The organism is Nocardioides psychrotolerans, assembly GCF_900113685.1.
Lineage (GTDB): Bacteria > Actinomycetota > Actinomycetes > Propionibacteriales > Nocardioidaceae > Nocardioides > Nocardioides psychrotolerans.
The window spans coordinates 51,061-67,667 of the sequence record NZ_FOQG01000015.1 but is presented as its reverse complement, the minus strand read 5'-3'; the positions used below and the strand labels follow the sequence as shown (position 1 = coordinate 67,667).

Here is a 16,607-nt window from a genome sequence, read left to right as displayed (position 1 = left end):
GTCAGACCAGCCTTCCGCCGAAGAACCGCCAGCGGATGTTGAAGATCCGCATCGGTCCGTTGGTCCAGATCCAGATGAACACCCAGATCACGAGAAACATCACGAGGAACGTCGAGAGGGGCACACCGGAGTCGAGACCGGGGACGACTCCGAGCTCGAGCAGCACCCACACCAGCAGGCCCTCGTTGATCGCGTTGAGCAGGCCGAAGAGCGTCGGCCAGTCCTTCTCCCACCTCCACTGCATGAGCCCGTGGTAGGCGAGCTCCCACCCGACGCCGAGCACCAGGACCGTCGCGAGGACGGTGTAGGTCATGGAGTAGCCGGGATCGCCGGGCAGCACCGGGGTGATCAGCAGCGTGATCAGCCCGCCGAGGACGACGAGCATGAAGATCCGGGTCTGGATCCGTCCGTTGAGGGTCGGCAGCATGTGTCGGCTCCTAGATCTGCTTGCCGGAGAACCACTTGAGCCACTGCGAGGTCGACCGGACCGTGCCGATCCGCTTGCCGAAGCCACGCTTGGCGAGGTCGGCCTGGATCTCCTGCGCGGCCACCTGGAGGCCGAGGAAGGTGTCGACGCCGGGGAAGTAGCCGCCCAGCGTCGAGGACCCCGACGCATAGAGGACACCGTTGCCCGACACGGTGCCCTTGAGCTCGAAGTTGCGGTCGACGTCCAGGCGGCCGACCGGGTTGCGACCCGCGCCGCCGTGGTCGAGGAGGTCCTTGAGCAGCCGGTGCTCGGCGATGTCGGCCTCGAGCCCGGTGCAGTCGATGACGAAGTCGACCTCAAGCGGGTAGACGCCCTGGGCGGTCTTGAGCTGGTTGAGGATCCGCCCGTGGTGGGGGGTCATGGAGTCGACCGTGCCGATGGCCAGCTGGTACCAGCCCTCCTGACGGCCCTGGTTCATCTGCTGCTGCCAGTAGCGTCGGTAGGGGGTGTTGGTGCCGCCCATGACCTTGTATTTCGCGGCGCGCTCGGCCCCCTCGAGCTTGCGCATCTCGGCCTTGAGCTGACCGCCCCACACGGACTTGGGGTAGTTGAAGCCCTGGTAGGCCCAACCGTCCGCGCCCTTGCGCTTCATGAACGGGTGCGGAGTGGACGAGCCGGTGCCGTCGTTGGGGCCGTCGATGAACGTGCGGAAGAGGTGGACGATCGTGGTCTGGGCACCGCGCAGGAGGCGGTCGTCCATCAGTCGTTGCAGCACCCGGGAGGCCACGATCCCGCCGCCGCGCACGAGCACCGTGCTGGGCGTGGTCATCAGCCGCTCGTAGACGTGCTCGTGGGACTCGTAGGCGTTGACCACGTGCTGGTAGTCGTTGTGCTCGGTGCGGTAGGCCTGCAGGTCGGGCAGGAAGCGCAGACCGGGGTAGCCGACGGCCAGGTGGACGTATTGCGAGCGGAAGGCCAGGCGCTTGGTCGCGGTGGCGCCGTCGGGAGGCGTCAGGATGGTGAAGTAGCCACCACCGGCCCGGCGTCGTACGACGCGGACCAGGCCCTTGGCGAGCATCTCGTCGTAGCGGATGCGCTTGGCCTCGCGCTCGATCTGCTCGAAGACGAAGCCGGCCTTGGGGGTGTAGAAGTCCGCGAAGGTCGGCTCGACGAGGACTTGCCAGAGGGTCGCTGGGTTCTTGGAGCGCCACGCCTCGCTGACGGCGTAGGACGGGAAGCCCCAGATGTTGTCGGGGCGCGAGGCTGAGTCGGAGCGCAGCCGCTCGCCGCGTGGGATCTGCGAGACCCGGGTGAGGTACTCGTAGGTCTCCCAGGGGTGGTCGAGGGCGGAGAGGATGCGGATCTGGCTGGTGTCGACGCCACCGATGCGCAGGTAGTCGGCCGTGACGAAACTGCCGATGCCGCCGCCGACGGACACGAACGGCACGTCGACGATGGGGATCCCGGCCGACGCGACCAGCTCGTCGGTCCACCAGTCGGTGGCCAGCAGTGCGTCGGTCAGGTCGCCCGCAGCGGGCTGGGAGGGCAGGTAGTTCTGGGCTCCCGGGGTCGGGAACACGGTGCCGGCGGACGGGTCGATCACGGCCATCCCTTCGACGTCGCTGATTGCGGGGAACCGTACTCCAGTTGGGGCGCGGTGATAAGAGCAAAATTGACCGGAGACCTGTGGGGCGTTTGGTGCCATGCTGAGCCCGTGCACGGGATCGCCGACTACGAGTTCGTCCGGGCCCTCGGGGTGTCGAACTACGGGACCAACTACCTCGCCAGAGCGCCCGCGCGCCTCGGCATCGGCGACGCGCAGGTGGTCGTCAAGGTCATCTCCGGTCCGACCTCCGACGACGCGTTCCGCCGCGCGACCCGCGAGCTCAAGCACTTCAGCCTGGCCGAGTCCGACAAGCTCGTGGCGGTCTACGACGCCGGCCGGCAAGGAGGGGACTTCTTCTACGCCATGGAGTTCCTGCCCCTCGGCTCCCTCGAGCAGCCGACCGGGAGCCTGGACCGGGCCCACGCGATCCGCGCCGTGGCCGATGTCGCGCTGGCCGCGCACGCGCTGCACGAGCGCGGCATCGCGCACCGCGACATCAAGCCCGCGAACATCCTGATCGCCGAGGACGGTGGTCGCCTGGCCGACCTGGGGCTCTCACAGCTGCTGTCACCCGGCATGGTCGTGACCGGGATGGGACAGATCGGCCTCGAATACACCGACCCCGCGATCATGCTGGGGGCCCAGGCGTCCCGGGCCAGCGACATCTGGTCGCTGGGCGCGAGCCTCCACTTCGCCGCCACCGGGGTGGGGGTCTACGGCGACCTTCCGACCCGCGAGCCGTTGCTGCTGGTGCGCTCGATCCTCGCCTCCAGCCCCACGATCCGCCCGGAGGTCGGGCCCGGTCTGGGCGCGCTGATCGCTGCGTGCGTCCACGCCGACCTGGCGATGCGACCGCCGACCGCGGCCGAGGTGGCGACCCGGGTCGCCGCCCTGGGCGCCGGGGACTGAGGGACTGAGGGACATGGAGCTGCACGAGAACCTCTACGAGCTGGGCCTGAGCTTCGGTCGCGACGTCTTCGACGACGCCGACGGGCTGCGCGCGGCGCTGGACGACTTCCTCGACGAGGGCGCCGCGTCCACGGGGGACATCAACCTGCTCGTCGACGCCGTGCGCCTCGGCTCCTTCCAGTGGATGCTGACGACCATCGACAGCGGGGCCGAGCCGTCCCGCGCGATCGAGTCGGCCGGCGACCTCCTCGCCCGGGACCGTGGCAGCGCCGATGTCGCCGGCTCGCGCTGGGCCGTGGCGGTGCTCGGCTTCGCGGTCGGGAAGGTCGCGGACACCGACGTACGTCGTTATCGCACGCAGGGTGCGGTGCCCCCGACGCAGAGCCAGGCGCCCCCGCCCACGAGCCCCGTGCCGCCGACGATGTCTCCAACCGGTCCGCCACCCCCGGCGCCGCCGGCTATGCCGTCGGCCATCCCGCCTCAGAGGCCGCCCTTCGGGATCGCGACCCCCCCCACCCAGTTCCCCCAGCAGCAGTCGGTGCCCCAGCCGGTGCCCCAGTGGTCCAGTCCACCTCCGCCGGGCCAGCCGGGACCACCGAAGAAGAGCAAGGGCCTGCTGCCCCTGCTGATCGGCGCGGGGATCGGGCTGGTGATCCTGGCAGTCGTCTTCGGTGTCCTGCAGCTCACCGGTGGCGACGACGAGCCCCTGGTCGGACCCGCGGGCCCGACCTCCGGGCAGACCAGCGACGGGCCGACTGACGGGCCCAGCGACGGGCCCAGCGACGTGGTGACCGAGGGCCCCGACCTGGCCTTCGACGCGATCAACCAGCGCTACACCTCGCTCGGCACGCGCGTCACGACGGGTCAGTCGGACTGCGCGGAGGGCGCGGCGCTCTCCGGGCAGACCGAGGCGATCGCCTGCACCTTCCCGCGCGGCACGCTCGAGCTCACGACCTACGACACGATTGACGAGCTCCGGGCGGCGCGCTCCCGCGCGGTCAACACCGACGTGGGCGGCCGCTTCGCGGAGGGCTCCTTCGGGGTGATCTTCAGCTTCGACACCGAGTCGACGACCCCGACGCTCTACTGGGACAACGAGGCCGCGCTGCAGAGCGGCCTCTACAAGGGCGGCACCGCCGACGTCGAGGTCGACGAGCTGGCCGCGGTCTATGGCAGCGTGGAGAGCTTCCTCGACTACCCGACGCGGATCAGCAACTCCGAGCTGTTCGACTTCGCCCAGTTCTGGCTGCGCCCCAACCAGTGCGACCGGATCCAGACGCTGTCGCCGGGGGAGATCGAGGAGAGCCAGTGCAAGGCCCGGCGTCAGATCACCGTCTACGTCGCCAAGATGGCCACCAAGAAGGACCTGATCGACTACCGCCAGACCCGGCTCCGTGACTCCCGACGCGACGGGCTGATCCTCAGCCCGCCCGACTGGATGTTCGGGTCGGGCGCAGTCGAGGGGCGAGTCGCCGACTCCTACGCCGAGGGCGACCGGATCCTGCGCTACTGGGACCAGACCGCGTGCCTGTGCTACATGGAGGCCTACTACCCGACCAACGACCAGGACGCCCTCATCGCGTGGTGGGAGTCGCCGAAGCAGTAGCGCCCGGGTCGATCGCGGTCAGGCCGACCAGCGCCAGCGTGGTGTCGTCGCCGCCGATCGCGGCCGGCTCCTCCAGCCAGCCGGGGAGCCGAGCGTCGATCCACGCGAAGCCGTGCTGGCGGGCGAAGCCGACCAGCTCCTCGCCGGTCTGGCGCCACCAGCCGTCGGCGTCGACGCGCGAGGTGCTGAAGCCGTCGGTGCAGAGGTAGCCGAGCACCAGGTCCTCGGCGTGCACGTCGAGTGCCCCGACCCGCAGCGAGGCCCCCGGGTCGGGCTGACACAGCGACGTCGTACGGCTGCCGTCGAGGTCGGGGTCCTCGGGGACCGGGCGCAACGACGTGCCCGACGCGGTGACGACGACGGCGTCGCCGTCGCCGATCTGCAGGACACCCAGGAGGGTGTCGGTCGCGACCATGGCCAGGACCGTGCTGCCGTAGGGGCGCGTGGTCCGGCCGGGGTCGGTCGGATCGACCAGCGCCAGGTCGTCACCGGCGAAGGGGTGCTGAGTGACGTGATCGCCGACCGCGCGGGTCCACCGGGAGATGAGCTCGGTCCCGACCTCGCGCAGCACCGCCGGGGCGGTGACCGGGTCGGTGAGGCGGGGCAGCGCTGCGGTGAGGAGCTCCGAGGAGATGCGGACCGCGAGGGCGGACCCGACGTCGCTGCGGAAGTGGAGCCGGTGACCGTGGCCGTCGGCGACGGCGATGACCGCGGTGTCGTCGGCGACCAGGACGGCATGGGCGTCCTGGAGGGGAAGACCGTCGCGGATGTGGACCGAGCCGATGTGGGTGCCGGACAGGGCCGTCCAGCGGCGGCTCATGCGAGCGTGCTCCAGATCGGGTCGCCCCCGGAGGCGGACGGCGGGGTGTAGGTCACGGGGGAGGACCCGATGACCGGCCGGGAGGCGCCACGACTGGCGGCCTTCGAGGCCCACACGATGTATTCGACGAGCTGCTGAGGGTTGTCGGCGCGCAGCAGGGGGACGTCCTCGTTGCCGATGAAGCGGCGCAGGGAGTTCATGTCGGCGTCGCGCCCGACACCCAACGCCAGCCTGATCGCGGCCGCGCCCCACCGCTCGTCGAGCACCTGCTGCAGCCCGTCGGCGAAGCTGACACCGGTGCTGTCGGTGGGGCGACCGTCGGAGACCAGGATGATCGCGGGCGGGTAGCCGCTCGCGTTGCCCATCTCGTGGAGGCTGTCGGCGAGCACCGAGAGGGCGCTGCCGAGCTCGGTGAACCCCTTCGGTGTGGCTGGCAGCCGCTCCCAGTGGAACTGCTCGATCGGCGTCGGCTCCTCGACGACCCAGGTCGTCTCGGTCGCGAAGGCCAGGACCCGCACCAGCAGCTCGGCGTGGGGGTTGGCCCGGGCCTCGTCGCGCAGGTGGGGCACGACCTCCGCCATGGCGTTGTTGAGGGCCTGGATGCGGCCGCCGCGGAGCATGGAGCCGGAGACGTCGAGCACGAAGATGAAGTGCAGGGGCTTGCGCCCGAGGGCACCACCCAAGCGATCACTCATGCTCCACCTGCCTTCGATGCCGCGGCCGTGGCGAGGATATACCCTGTTGCCGCTCCCCGCGGGGAGCTTCCTCGTCTCGTGATCCACGGCTGTGAGCGGAGGTGACTGGCGCCCCATGAGCCTCTCCAATGGGACGGAGGTCGACCTGGGTCCGCTGGGTCGCGCCCGGATCACCGAGCTCCTCGGGCAGGGCGGTCAGGGCTTCGTCTTCGAGGTCAGGCTCGCCAACGGTGAGGCGCTCGCGCTCAAGTGGTACCGCCCCGAGTGCGCCTCGGTCGAGCAGTTCAACGAGATGCAGCGCCTGGTCGAGTCGGGTTCGCCGCACGAGCGGTTCCTGTGGCCGATCAGCATGGCCCGGGTGGCCGACCAGCCGTCGTTCGGCTATGTCATGCGGCTGCGCGAGAGCCGGTTCCTCGAGCTCAGCTATCTCCTCTCCAACACCGACCGTGAAGGCCGGGTGCTCTCGGTCTCCTTCGCCTCGACCATCGCGATGTGCCGCCAGCTGAGCTACAGCTTCCTGCGGCTGCACGCCCGCGGCATGTGCTACCGCGACATCTCCTTCGGCAACGTCTTCTTCGAGCCTGAGCACGGCGACGTGCTGATCTGCGACAACGACAACGTCGGCGTCGACGACGGCACCAGCCGGGTGCTCGGCACGCCGTTCTTCATGGCGCCCGAGGTCGTGCGCGACCTGACCTACCAGACGCTGCCGAGCACCGACACCGACCGGCACTCGCTCGCGGTGCTGCTCTTCTACACGCTGTTCCTGGGGCATCCGTTCGAGGGCGCGCGCACCGACGCCGGGCTCAGGGACACCTCCTGGCTGCTGACCTACTTCGGCACCGAGCCGGTCTTCTGCATGGACCCCGCCCGCGAGGACAACCGTCCGTCGGGGATCGTCCAGCAGTACTGGGCGATCTATCCCCGCTTCCTCCAGGACCTCTTCGTGCAGGCCTTCGTCGCCGGTGCCCACCAGCCCGGGCTACGGATCACCGAGGGCCAGTGGATCAAGGCGATGGACCGGCTGCGCGACGGCATGGTCACCTGCCGTGGTTGCGGCGCGACCGGCTTCTGGGACGTCGCCGAGCCCGAGCGGACCTGCCGCTCGTGCGCCACCTCGCTCCAGCCGCCCTACGTGCTGAAGATCGGCCGGCGCACGGTCGCGGTGAGCCCCCTCGCGACCCTGCGCACCGACCACCTGGCCTCGGGCGTCGACGACTCGGTCGTGATGGGCCAGGTGCGAGCCCATCCCCAGGATGCCAGCCGCTGGGGGATCCACAACCTGTCCACCCGCCCGTGGGAGGCGACGTACGGCGCCGGGCAGGTCGTGCGGCTCGAGCCGGACCGCACCATGGAGATCTCCGACGGCATGCGCATCTCCATCGACTCGACCACGGTCCTGGCCACCCGCTGGCAGGGAGGATGAGCGCACTGCGCGTCGTGGTCGACGGGAGCACCGTCCTCGTCGACCCGCCACGGCTCCTCCGGATCGGTCGCGCCGTCGAGTCCGACATCCTGCTGACCGGCGACTCGGTCTCCCGGGTGCACGCCGAGCTGCGGCCCACCCGCGCCGGGTGGGTGCTCGTCGACGTCGCGAGCGCGCACGGCACCTTCGTCGACGGCGAGCGGGTCACCGAGCTCCGGCTGACCCGGGAGACCCGCGTGCACTGCGGCCCCGAGGGCGCGGGCAGCGACTTCACCGTGACGCCCGTGGCGGCGCCGGGCGACGCGGTCGTGCCGGTGCAGCAGGCCGCTGCTCCGGTGGCTCCGGTCGCACCCGCCCCTGTCGACGAGCGCCCGACGCCGGCGCGTGCCCCCGGCCGGACGCCGCCGGATTCCGGCTTCGAGGACACCATGGTCGTCGCATCGGCGGTGCGTCCGGGCCAGACCCCCGGCGTCCCGTCCTCGCGCACGGGCCCGACCCTGCTGATCTCGGCGGAGGGTCGTGAGCACCGCTTCTCGCATCCGGCCGCGGTCACGGTCGGACGGCTTCCCGACTGCGCCGTGGTCCTGACCGACCCGGTCTGCTCACGGCTGCACGGGCGGGTTGACGCCGTCCCCGACGGTTGGCTCTACACCAATGCCTCGCGGGAGGGCACCTTCGTCGGTGGTCGCCGGGTGGACCGGCTGGTCATCAAGGAGCGCGTCGTCCTTCGGCTCGGTCACCCGGTCGCCGGGCCCGAGGTGTCGCTCGTGCCGATCCTCTCCGCCCAGGAGGAGGAGCGCCGGCTGGCCCGCGCCCGCTGGGCCCGTCGCCTGGCCGTGATCGGCGGCGGCGCCGCGGTGCTGCTCGTGATCGTCGCGTCCGGGGTCACCGCCGCGGTGCTGCTCGACCGGGCCGACCCCGCGCAGGTCGTCGGCTCGTCCACCCCTCCCTCGACCCCGGACCTGCTGACGAGCGATGAGCTCGACAGCGCCAGGATCGCCACCGTGCTGATCGGTGCGGAGTCCACCGACAGCGACGGCACCACGGTGACCTGGTCGGGCTCCGGCTCGATCATTAGCGCCGACGGGATGATCCTCACCAATGCGCACGTCGCGGAGCCGCAGGCCGACGGCCTCGCCCAGCAGTACGGCCCGACCGACGAGGCCAACCCCGACTACCTCGAGATCGCGCTGATCGAGGACGCCGACGACTCGGCCGCCGCTCCGGGCTACCGGGCCCGGGTGGTCGTCAGCGACGGCTTCATGGACGCGTCGGTCATCCAGATCTACGCCACGATCGACGGTGGCCCGCTCGAGGCGCCGCTCGACCTGCCGACCATCCCGATCGGCTCCTCGGCCGACCTCCGCACCGGTGAGGACGTCACCGTCCTCGGTTTCCCGGGCATCTCCGGGTCGACCGGCGTGTCCGTCACCCGGGGAGTCATCTCCACCTTCCTCGACGACGACCGCCTCGGCCCCCGCTCCGAGATCGACACCGACGCCCGCATCGCCCCGGGCAACTCCGGGGGAGCGGCGATCGACAACGAGGCCGAGATCGTCGGGATCCCGTCGGCCACCTTCTCCCAGCAGGGCTCGTCGGTGGTCTCCGGGCGGATCCGGTCGATCGACGTCGTCAAGCCGCTCATCGCCGAGGCCGAGGCGCAGGCCTCGGGCTCGCAGGACTGAAAGGTTCCCCTGTGGGACTGCTGCTCCAGACTCCTTGCGCGCTCGTACGACGAGCCCTGCGGCCCGGCGCGCCCAGCCCGCTGGCAGGGCGCACCGTGCTCGTCACGGGCGCCTCCTCCGGCATCGGCGAGGCCACGGCGCTGGCCGTCGCGGCGCGGGGTGGTCACGTCCTGCTCGTGGCCCGGCGTGCCGCCGACCTCGAGCGGGTCCGGGCGCAGGTCGAGGCGGCCGGTGGTCGCGCCACGTCGTACGTCTGCGACCTGGTGGACGGCGACGCCGTCGACGCCCTGGTGGCACGGGTGCTCGCGGAGCACGGGGCCGTCGACTACCTCGTCAACAACGCGGGGCGCTCGATCCGGCGTTCGCTGCACCTGTCCTACGACCGCTTCCACGACGTGGAGCGCACGACGGCGATCAACTACCTCGCGCCGGTGCGGCTGACGCTGGGGCTGCTGCCGGCGATGCGCGAGCAGCGCTTCGGGCACGTGGTCAACATCCTCAGCTGGGGCGTGCAGATGAAGGCGCCGAAGTTCTCCGCCTACCTCGGCTCCAAGGCGGCGCTCGACACCTGGTCCCGGATCGCTGGGCGCGAGACCTACGGCGACAACGTCACCTTCACCAACATGCGCTTCGCCCTGGTGCAGACGGCGATGACCGCGCCGACCGAGGCCTACGCCGGGCGCGGTGCCACCGCAGAGCAGGCGGCTGCGCGGGTGGTGCGGGCGCTGGAGGACCGGCCGATCACGGTCGGCACGGTCGCGGGGCAGGTGGGGGAGGTGCTCAACCTGCTCGCCCCGCGGCTGACCGACGCGTTGTTCCACCGCTTCGATCGGGCGTTCGATGACTCGAGTGCCGCTGCGTCAGGTCAGCATGGTGACCGCGGCCGTGCTGCCCGCGAGCACGACCAGCACGCGGAACAGCGTCGGCGGTAGCCGCCGCCCGACCCGGGCGCCGACGTAGCCCCCGACCACCGAGCCGGCGGCCAGGAGCGCGACGGCCCTCCAGTCGACCTCGGCCACGGCCACGAAGATCAGGGCGGCGATGAGGTTGCCCGAGAGGATCGCCAGCGTCTTGAGGCCGTTGACGACGCGCAGCTCGAGATCGAGGCCGAAGCCGAGGACGGCCACCATCATCACGCCCGACCCGGCGCCGAAGTAGCCGCCGTAGGCGCCGACCGCGGTCGAGAAGCCGGTCGTGATCGGCGACATGCGGGTGCGCGCCGCCGGCTCCTCGCCCTCGGGGTGTCGACGGCGCAGCCGGCGCGAGATGGTCGGCTGGGCGCCGACGAGCAGGCAGGTGCCGAGGATCAGCCACGGCACGACCGCCTCGAAGACGCTCGAGGGCAGGGCCAGCAGGAGCACGGCGCCCAGGACCGAGCCGACCGCGCACGTGGCGATCACCGTGGCCGTCACCCGCGGGTGCTCGCGCAGCTCCTCGCGGTAGCCGAACGACCCGCTGAGCCCGGCCGGGGTCATCCCGATCGTGTTGCTGACGTTGGCCACGACCGGGGGCAGGCCGACCGCGACGAGAACGGGAAAGCTAAGCAGTGAGGCCACGCCGACGGTCGACGTGAGCACGCCGGCCCCGAGCCCCGCCGCGAGGACGGCGAGCTGCTCGAGACCACTCACGGATGCTCGCGCAGCAGCGCCACGTCGCTCACCATCGCGACGTGGGCGTGCATGGCCGTCGACGCGGCTGAGGGGTCGCCCGCGCGGATCGCGTCGGCGATCGCCTGGTGACCGGCGAGGGAGTCGCGCGGTCGGCCGGGTTGGATCAGCGACTCGATGCGGGTCTCCTTGATCAGGTCGGCGATCTCGTCCATGAGCCGGGCCAGCAGCAGCGAGTGGGCGGCGGCGGTGACGGCGCCGTGGAAGCGCTCGTCACCCTCGACCCCGCGCCCGCCGGCCTCGATGTCGGCCGCCATGGCGGTCAGGGCGTCGTCGATGCGCGCGAGGTCGTCGTCGGTGCGGCGGGTGGCCGCGAGCGCCGCGATCTTGGTCTCGAGCGCGTCGCGGGTCTCGATGACCTCGGGCAGCCGGTCGGCGTGGGACCGGATCGCCTCCACGATCCGGGTCGCCCCGAGCGGCCCGGTCACCACGGTGCCGTCGCCATGGCGCACGGCCACGACCCCGATCACCTCCAGCGCGACGAGGGCCTGGCTGAGCGTCGCGCGGCTGACGCCGAGCCGGGTGGCGAGCTCGCGCTCGGGCGGCAGCCGGTCTCCGGCGCCGAGGCCGTTGTCGGCGATCCACGTCGTGATCTGCTCCGCGACCTGCTCGTAGAGGCGGGTGCGCGTCAGGCGCTGCGGAAAAACGGGGCCAGGGATGGGGTCGGCGACCGGGCCCGAGGCTGCGGAGTCCGTCATGGGGGCCATGCTATTGACTTCCGGCCTATTGACCTATTGGCTAGGCCACTGGTCCAGCAAGGTGGCCCCGGTCACAGCGACCGGCACTCGGGTGCAGGAGGAACGATGGGTCCGGAATGGGTAGCGATCATCGCCCTGGTGGCGTTGTTCGTCATCGGCACGGTGTTGCCGATCAACATGGGAGCGCTGGCCTACGTCGCCGCGTGGTTGGTCGGGATGTACTCCCTCGGCCTTGACGAGAAGGAGATCCTCGCCGGGGTGAGCGCCGACCTGGTCCTCACCCTCATCGGTGTGACCTATCTCTTCGCCATCGCGCGCAACAACGGCACGGTGGACGTGATCGTGAGGTCTGCCGTGCGCAGCGTCGGCGGTCGTGTGGCGCTGATCCCGTGGGTGATGTTCGCCGTCACGGCGCTGCTGACCTCGATCGGAGCCGCCAGCCCGGCGGCCTGCGCGATCATCGGTCCGATCGCCCTCGGCTTCGCCGGGCGCTACAAGATCAACCCGCTCATGATGGGCATGTTCGTCGTGCACGGCGCCCAGGGCGGCGGCTTCTCGCCGATCAGCATCTACGGCACCATCACCAACTCCGTCATGGAGGACGCCGGCCTGCCGACGAGCGAGCTCACGGTTTTCCTCTCCAGCCTGGTCGTCAACACGATCATGGCCGCGATCCTCTTCGTGCTGCTCGGCGGTCGTGAGCTGATGTCACGTCGGATCGACGCCTCCGAGGAGGAGCACCTCACGGAGGACCTGCACCGCGGGGGCGTCAGCGTGCCTGCCCGTGGCACCGGAGCCACCGCGCTGACCGGCACCCAGGCCCTCGGTGTGCGTCGTGACCAGGTCCTGACGTTGGTCGCCTTCGCGGCGGTCGCCCTCATCGCGTTGATCTTCGACAAGAACATCGGCTTCGTCGCGATCACCGCCGCGGTCGTCCTCGCGATGCTCTCGCCCAACGAGCACAAGGACGCCGTCAAGCAGATCGCCTGGCCGACCGTGCTCCTGGTCGCGGGTGTCAGCACCTATGCCGCGATCCTCACCGCGTCCGGCTCGCCGGAGTTCGTCGGGAAGTGGGCCGCTGGCTTCAGCGTCGTCGCCCTCGGGGCCCTGATCCTCTGCTACGTCGGCGGTGTCGTCTCGGCCTTCGCCTCGTCCACCGCGCTGCTGCCGATCATCATCCCGATCGCCGTGCCGCTGATCGCCGAGGGCGGCATCAACGCCGCGCTCTTCGTGGCTGCCCTGGCGGTGTCCTCGACCATCGTCGACGTCAGCCCGTTCTCCACCAACGGTGCCCTGATGCTGGCCAACAAGCCCGACACGATCAGCGAGCCTGTCTACTACAAGCAGATCCTGACCTACAGCGTGATCGTCGTGCTCGTCGGACCGCTGCTGGTCTGGGCCACGCTCGTCCTGCCCAGCTGGTGACCCCGGAAGGTGCCCATGACTGACCCTGCCCCCGACCGCTCGACCGGTCCGCTCGACGGCGTGCTCGTCGTCGACCTCTCCCGCGCGCTCGCCGGGCCGCACGCCACGATGATGCTCGGCGACCAGGGCGCGCGGGTGATCAAGGTGGAGACGCCCGACGGCGGCGACGACACCCGCGGGTGGGGCCCGCCGTTCGTCGGCGATCCCGACGCGCGCGAGTCGACGTACTTCCTCTCGACCAACCGCAACAAGGAGTCGATCACCCTCGACCTCAAGGACGCCGGTGACCGCGAGCTGCTGCTGCGGCTCGTCGACCGGGCCGACGTCCTCGTGGAGAACTTCCGCACCGGCGTGCTCGAGCGTCTCGGTCTCGGGATCGCGTCGCTCCAGGAGCGCAATCCGCGCCTCGTGGTCCTCTCGATCACCGGCTTCGGGCACGACGGACCCGAGGGCGGTCGCGCCGGCTACGACCAGATCGCGCAGGGCGAGGGCGGGATGATGTCCCTGACCGGCTCCGGCCCCGACGACCCCCAACGCGTGGGCGTGCCGATCGCCGACCTGCTGTCGGGGATGTACGGCGCCTACGGCGTCCTCGCCGCGCTCCACGAGCGCGAGCGCACCGGCGTCGGGACCGTCGTGCGCACCTCGCTGCTGGCCGCGATCGTCGGCGTCCATGCGTTCCAGGGCACGCGGTGGACCGTTGCCGGCGAGGTCGGTCGCGCCCAGGGCAACCACCACCCCTCGATCGTGCCCTACGGGCTCTTCCGCTGCCGCGACGGCGCGGTCCAGATCGCGCTCGGCTCCGAGGGCCTGTGGCGTCGCTTCTGCGAGGGCTTCGGGCTCGACCCGATGGCCGAGGGCCTGGCCACCAACCCCGAGCGGGTCGCCGCGCGCGAGCAGGTGCTCGAGCTGGTCGAGGGCATCTTCTCCGCCTGGGACGCCGAGCCGTTGCTGGCCCGGTTGGCCGAGGTCGGGGTGCCGGCCGGCAAGGTCCGCACCCTCGACGAGGTCTACACGTGGGACCAGACGATCAGCCAGGGGCTGCTCGTCGACGTCGAGCACCCGACGCTCGGGCCGGTCACGCTGCCGGGCCCGCCGCTGCGCTTCTTCGCGGCCGACGGTGACGAGGTCACCCGGCGCGACCACGTCTCCCCGCCGACGCTCGACCAGCACGGCGGGTCGATCCGGGCGTGGCTGGAGTCGGGTCCGGAGTCACGGGGATGAGCCGTCGGTGGGGCGCGCAGGACCTGCTCGACCTGGTCCTCGACGAGGGCTCCTTCACCTCGTGGGATGCCGCGATCGACATCACCGGCCACCCCGAGCACTACCGGCGCGAGCTCGAGGCCGCCGCGGCCAAGGCCGGCACCGACGAGTCGGTACTGACCGGTCGTGGCCAGGTCCACGGCCGGCCGGTCGCCGTGGTCGCCAACGAGTTCCGCTTCCTGGCCGGGTCGATCGGCCGTGCGTCGGCTGACCGCATCGCGAGCGCCGTACGACGGGCCACGGCGGAGGGGCTGCCCGTCCTGGCCACGACCAGCTCGGGTGGCACCCGCATGCAGGAGGGCACGCCTGCCTTCGTGCAGATGGTCGAGATCTCGCGGGCGCTGATGGCGCACCGGGCGGCCGGCCTGCCCTACCTGGTGCACCTGCGCCACCCGACCACCGGCGGGGTCTATGCCTCCTGGGGGTCGCTCGGCCACGTGACCGTCGCCGAGCCGGGGGCGCTGGTGGGCTTCCTCGGGCCGAAGGTCTTCCAGGCGCTCAACGGCGAGGCGTTCCCCGAGGGCGTGCAGACCGCCGAGAACCTCGCGGCCAAGGGCGTCATCGACGCCGTGGTCTCTGCCGAGGACCTCCCGCAGCTCGTCGATCGGGCGCTCGGCGTTCTCGTCGACCCGCCCACGGTGGCGACGCTGCCGTTGCGACCCGCGGTGCCTGCCCCGGCGTCGCGGCCGGTGTGGGAGTCGATCGAGCTGACCCGCCGACCCGAGCGGGTCGGGGTCCGCGACCTGCTGCGTCACGGCTCCACCGGCACGCTGCGGCTGCGCGGCACCGACGAGGGTGAGCGCGACGAGACCGTGATCGTGGCGCTCACCCGGATCGACGGCCAACCCTGCGTGCTGGTCGGCCAGGACCGCTCGCGACAGTCCCCGACGCACCCGATGGGCCCGGCCGCGCTCCGCGAGGGTCGACGCGCGATGCGCCTCGCCGAGGAGCTCGGCCTCCCGCTCGTCACCGTCATCGACACCCCCGGTGCAGAGCTCTCGCAGCGCGCCGAGGAGGGCGCCATCGCCGGCGAGATCGCCCGCTGCATCGCCACCCTGACGACCATGACCGTGCCGACGCTGTCGGTGATCCTCGGCCAGGGGTGCGGTGGGGGAGCGCTCGCGCTGCTCCCGGCCCGCACGGTCATCGCCACCGAGCACGCCTGGCTCTCGCCGCTCCCGCCCGAGGGTGCGAGCGTGATCGTCCACGGCGACGTCACCCACGCGGCCGAGATGGCCGCGGCACAGCGGGTCGGCGCGGCCGACCTGCTCGCCGACGGCACCGTCCAGCACGTGGTGCCCGAGGTCGAAGGGGAGTCCGCCCGCGACCTCGCCATCGCCGTGGCCGCCGAGATCGGGGAGCAGCTGCGCCGCCTGGGCGCCGTACGACGGGTGGGTAGGGGTCTTCTGACGCCGCGCTAGCTCGCCTTCTTGGCAGCGGCCTTCTTCGCGGGAGCCTTCGTGGCGGTGGTCTTCTTCGTGGCAGCTGACTTCTTGGTGGCGCTCTTCTTGGCCGGCGCCTTCGCGGTCTTCTTCGCCGCAGGCTGCTCGTCAGCCCCGTCGTCAGCCTCGTCGGAGTCCGAGTCCGTCGACTCGCCGCGTGCGGCCTTGGCGGCGTCGACGGAGCGCTGGAGCGCGGCGAGGAGGTCGACGACCTCGCCGGAGGACTTGGTGGAGGTGGGGGTGCGCTTGATCTCGCCGCCCTCGATCTTGGCCTTGACCAAGGCCTCGACGGCGCCGGCGTAGTCGTCCTCGAACTCGGAGGCGTCGAAGTCGCCGGCGAGGGTCTCGACCAGCATCGTGGCCATCGTGACCTCGGCCTCCTTGATCTCACCGGGCTCGACGGTGAAGTCGGGCTGGCGGATCTCGTCGGGCCACATCATGGTCTGCAGCACGATGACGTCGTCGCGGACGCGGAGCACGGCCACCGAGGTGCGCTGGCGCAGGGCGACCGTCACGACGGCCATCCGGTCGGCGTCCTTGAGAGCCTGGCGCAGCAGGGCGTAGGGCTTGGCGCCGGTCTTCTCGGGCTCGAGGTAGTAGCTCTTCTCGAAGAGCATCGGGTCGATCTGGTCGCTGGGGACGAACTTCTCGACCGCGATCTCGCGCGACGAGGTCGACGGCAGCTCGGCCATGTCGTCGTCACTGAGGATCACCATCTCGCCGTCCTCGGTCTCGTAGCCCTTGGCGATGTCGGCGTAGGGCACCTCCTCGCCGTCGATCGAGCAGACGCGTTGGTACTTGATCCGCCCGCCGTCCTGGGCGTGCACCTGCCGGAAGGACACGTCGTGCGACTCGGTTGCGGCATAGAGCTTGACGGGCACGCTGACCAGGCCGAAGGAGACCGCGCCCTTCCAGATCGCTCGCATGGGGAAGCCTCT

Annotated in this window: 15 protein-coding genes; 8 read left to right on the top strand and 7 right to left on the bottom strand. The window is 71.2% G+C overall.

Annotation, left to right across the window (positions count from 1 at the left end; translation table 11 throughout):
- Position 1 precedes the first annotated feature (1 nt).
- Positions 2-427 carry a hypothetical protein gene (locus BM204_RS16890; protein WP_091115765.1) on the bottom strand — a complete coding sequence of 142 codons (426 nt, stop codon included), beginning with the start codon at positions 425-427 and terminating at the stop codon, positions 2-4.
- A 10-nt stretch (positions 428-437) separates the two neighbouring features.
- Complete coding sequence (locus tag BM204_RS16885) at positions 438-2,030, bottom strand: FAD/NAD(P)-binding protein (RefSeq protein WP_218031305.1); 1,593 nt, start codon at positions 2,028-2,030, stop codon at positions 438-440.
- A 111-nt stretch (positions 2,031-2,141) separates the two neighbouring features.
- Between BM204_RS16885 and BM204_RS16880 the strand changes: the two genes are divergently transcribed.
- Together BM204_RS16880 and BM204_RS16875 are read left to right on the top strand one after the other, a co-directional pair.
- Positions 2,142-2,942, top strand: a complete 801-nt coding sequence (locus BM204_RS16880) for a serine/threonine-protein kinase (RefSeq protein ID WP_091115762.1) — start codon at positions 2,142-2,144, stop codon at positions 2,940-2,942.
- Positions 2,943-2,955: 13 nt separating this feature from the next.
- Positions 2,956-4,548, top strand: coding sequence for a hypothetical protein (locus BM204_RS16875; RefSeq protein WP_091115759.1), 1,593 nt, complete (start codon positions 2,956-2,958; stop codon positions 4,546-4,548).
- Here BM204_RS16875 and BM204_RS16870 read toward each other — a convergent pair.
- Both BM204_RS16870 and BM204_RS16865 read right to left on the bottom strand, forming a co-directional pair.
- Positions 4,517-5,368 (bottom strand): PP2C family serine/threonine-protein phosphatase, encoded by an 852-nt coding sequence (locus tag BM204_RS16870; protein ID WP_091115757.1) that lies wholly within the window; start codon positions 5,366-5,368, stop codon positions 4,517-4,519. The genes BM204_RS16875 and BM204_RS16870 overlap by 32 nt on opposite strands.
- A complete protein-coding gene (locus BM204_RS16865) occupies positions 5,365-6,063 on the bottom strand; it encodes a vWA domain-containing protein (RefSeq protein WP_170259245.1) in 699 nt (232 codons plus the stop codon). The genes BM204_RS16870 and BM204_RS16865 overlap by 4 nt, the downstream gene beginning before the upstream one ends.
- Before the next feature lie 115 nt (positions 6,064-6,178).
- Between BM204_RS16865 and BM204_RS16860 the strand changes: the two genes are divergently transcribed.
- From BM204_RS16860 to BM204_RS16850, 3 genes are read left to right on the top strand one after another with little or no spacing between them, the layout of a single operon-like run.
- Positions 6,179-7,489: a protein kinase domain-containing protein gene (locus BM204_RS16860; RefSeq protein WP_091115753.1), complete on the top strand. Its 1,311-nt coding sequence runs from the start codon at positions 6,179-6,181 to the stop codon at positions 7,487-7,489.
- Positions 7,486-9,174 carry an FHA domain-containing protein gene (locus BM204_RS16855; protein ID WP_091115750.1) on the top strand — a complete coding sequence of 563 codons (1,689 nt, stop codon included), beginning with the start codon at positions 7,486-7,488 and terminating at the stop codon, positions 9,172-9,174. The genes BM204_RS16860 and BM204_RS16855 overlap by 4 nt, the downstream gene beginning before the upstream one ends.
- 11 nt (positions 9,175-9,185) lie before the next feature.
- Positions 9,186-10,106 carry an SDR family NAD(P)-dependent oxidoreductase gene (locus tag BM204_RS16850; protein WP_246166431.1) on the top strand — a complete coding sequence of 307 codons (921 nt, stop codon included), beginning with the start codon at positions 9,186-9,188 and terminating at the stop codon, positions 10,104-10,106.
- Here the strand turns inward: BM204_RS16850 and BM204_RS16845 are convergent.
- Both BM204_RS16845 and BM204_RS16840 read right to left on the bottom strand, forming a co-directional pair.
- Entirely contained in the window at positions 10,035-10,802 is a 768-nt protein-coding gene (locus BM204_RS16845) for a sulfite exporter TauE/SafE family protein (RefSeq protein WP_091115746.1), read from the bottom strand. The two genes, BM204_RS16850 and BM204_RS16845, sit on opposite strands and share 72 nt — an antisense overlap.
- On the bottom strand, positions 10,799-11,539 hold the full coding sequence (locus BM204_RS16840) for a FadR/GntR family transcriptional regulator (RefSeq protein ID WP_091115744.1): 741 nt from the start codon (positions 11,537-11,539) through the stop codon (positions 10,799-10,801). The genes BM204_RS16845 and BM204_RS16840 overlap by 4 nt, the downstream gene beginning before the upstream one ends.
- A gap of 105 nt (positions 11,540-11,644) precedes the next feature.
- On the opposite strand from BM204_RS16840, the gene BM204_RS16835 reads away from it, so the two are divergent.
- From BM204_RS16835 to BM204_RS16825, 3 genes are read left to right on the top strand one after another with little or no spacing between them, the layout of a single operon-like run.
- A complete protein-coding gene (locus BM204_RS16835) occupies positions 11,645-12,964 on the top strand; it encodes an SLC13 family permease (protein ID WP_091115742.1) in 1,320 nt (439 codons plus the stop codon).
- Between the two features lie 15 nt (positions 12,965-12,979).
- The gene (locus BM204_RS16830; RefSeq protein ID WP_091115739.1) at positions 12,980-14,188 is read left to right on the top strand and encodes a CaiB/BaiF CoA transferase family protein; all 1,209 of its coding nucleotides are present in this window, start codon (positions 12,980-12,982) and stop codon (positions 14,186-14,188) included.
- Positions 14,185-15,648: a carboxyl transferase domain-containing protein gene (locus BM204_RS16825; RefSeq protein WP_091115737.1), complete on the top strand. Its 1,464-nt coding sequence runs from the start codon at positions 14,185-14,187 to the stop codon at positions 15,646-15,648. Before BM204_RS16830 ends, BM204_RS16825 begins: the two co-directional genes overlap by 4 nt.
- On the opposite strand, the gene ku is transcribed toward BM204_RS16825, so the two are convergent.
- Entirely contained in the window at positions 15,645-16,595 is a 951-nt protein-coding gene (gene ku, locus BM204_RS16820) for a non-homologous end joining protein Ku (protein ID WP_091115735.1), read from the bottom strand. The two genes, BM204_RS16825 and ku, sit on opposite strands and share 4 nt — an antisense overlap.
- Between the last annotated feature and the right edge of the window lie 12 nt (positions 16,596-16,607).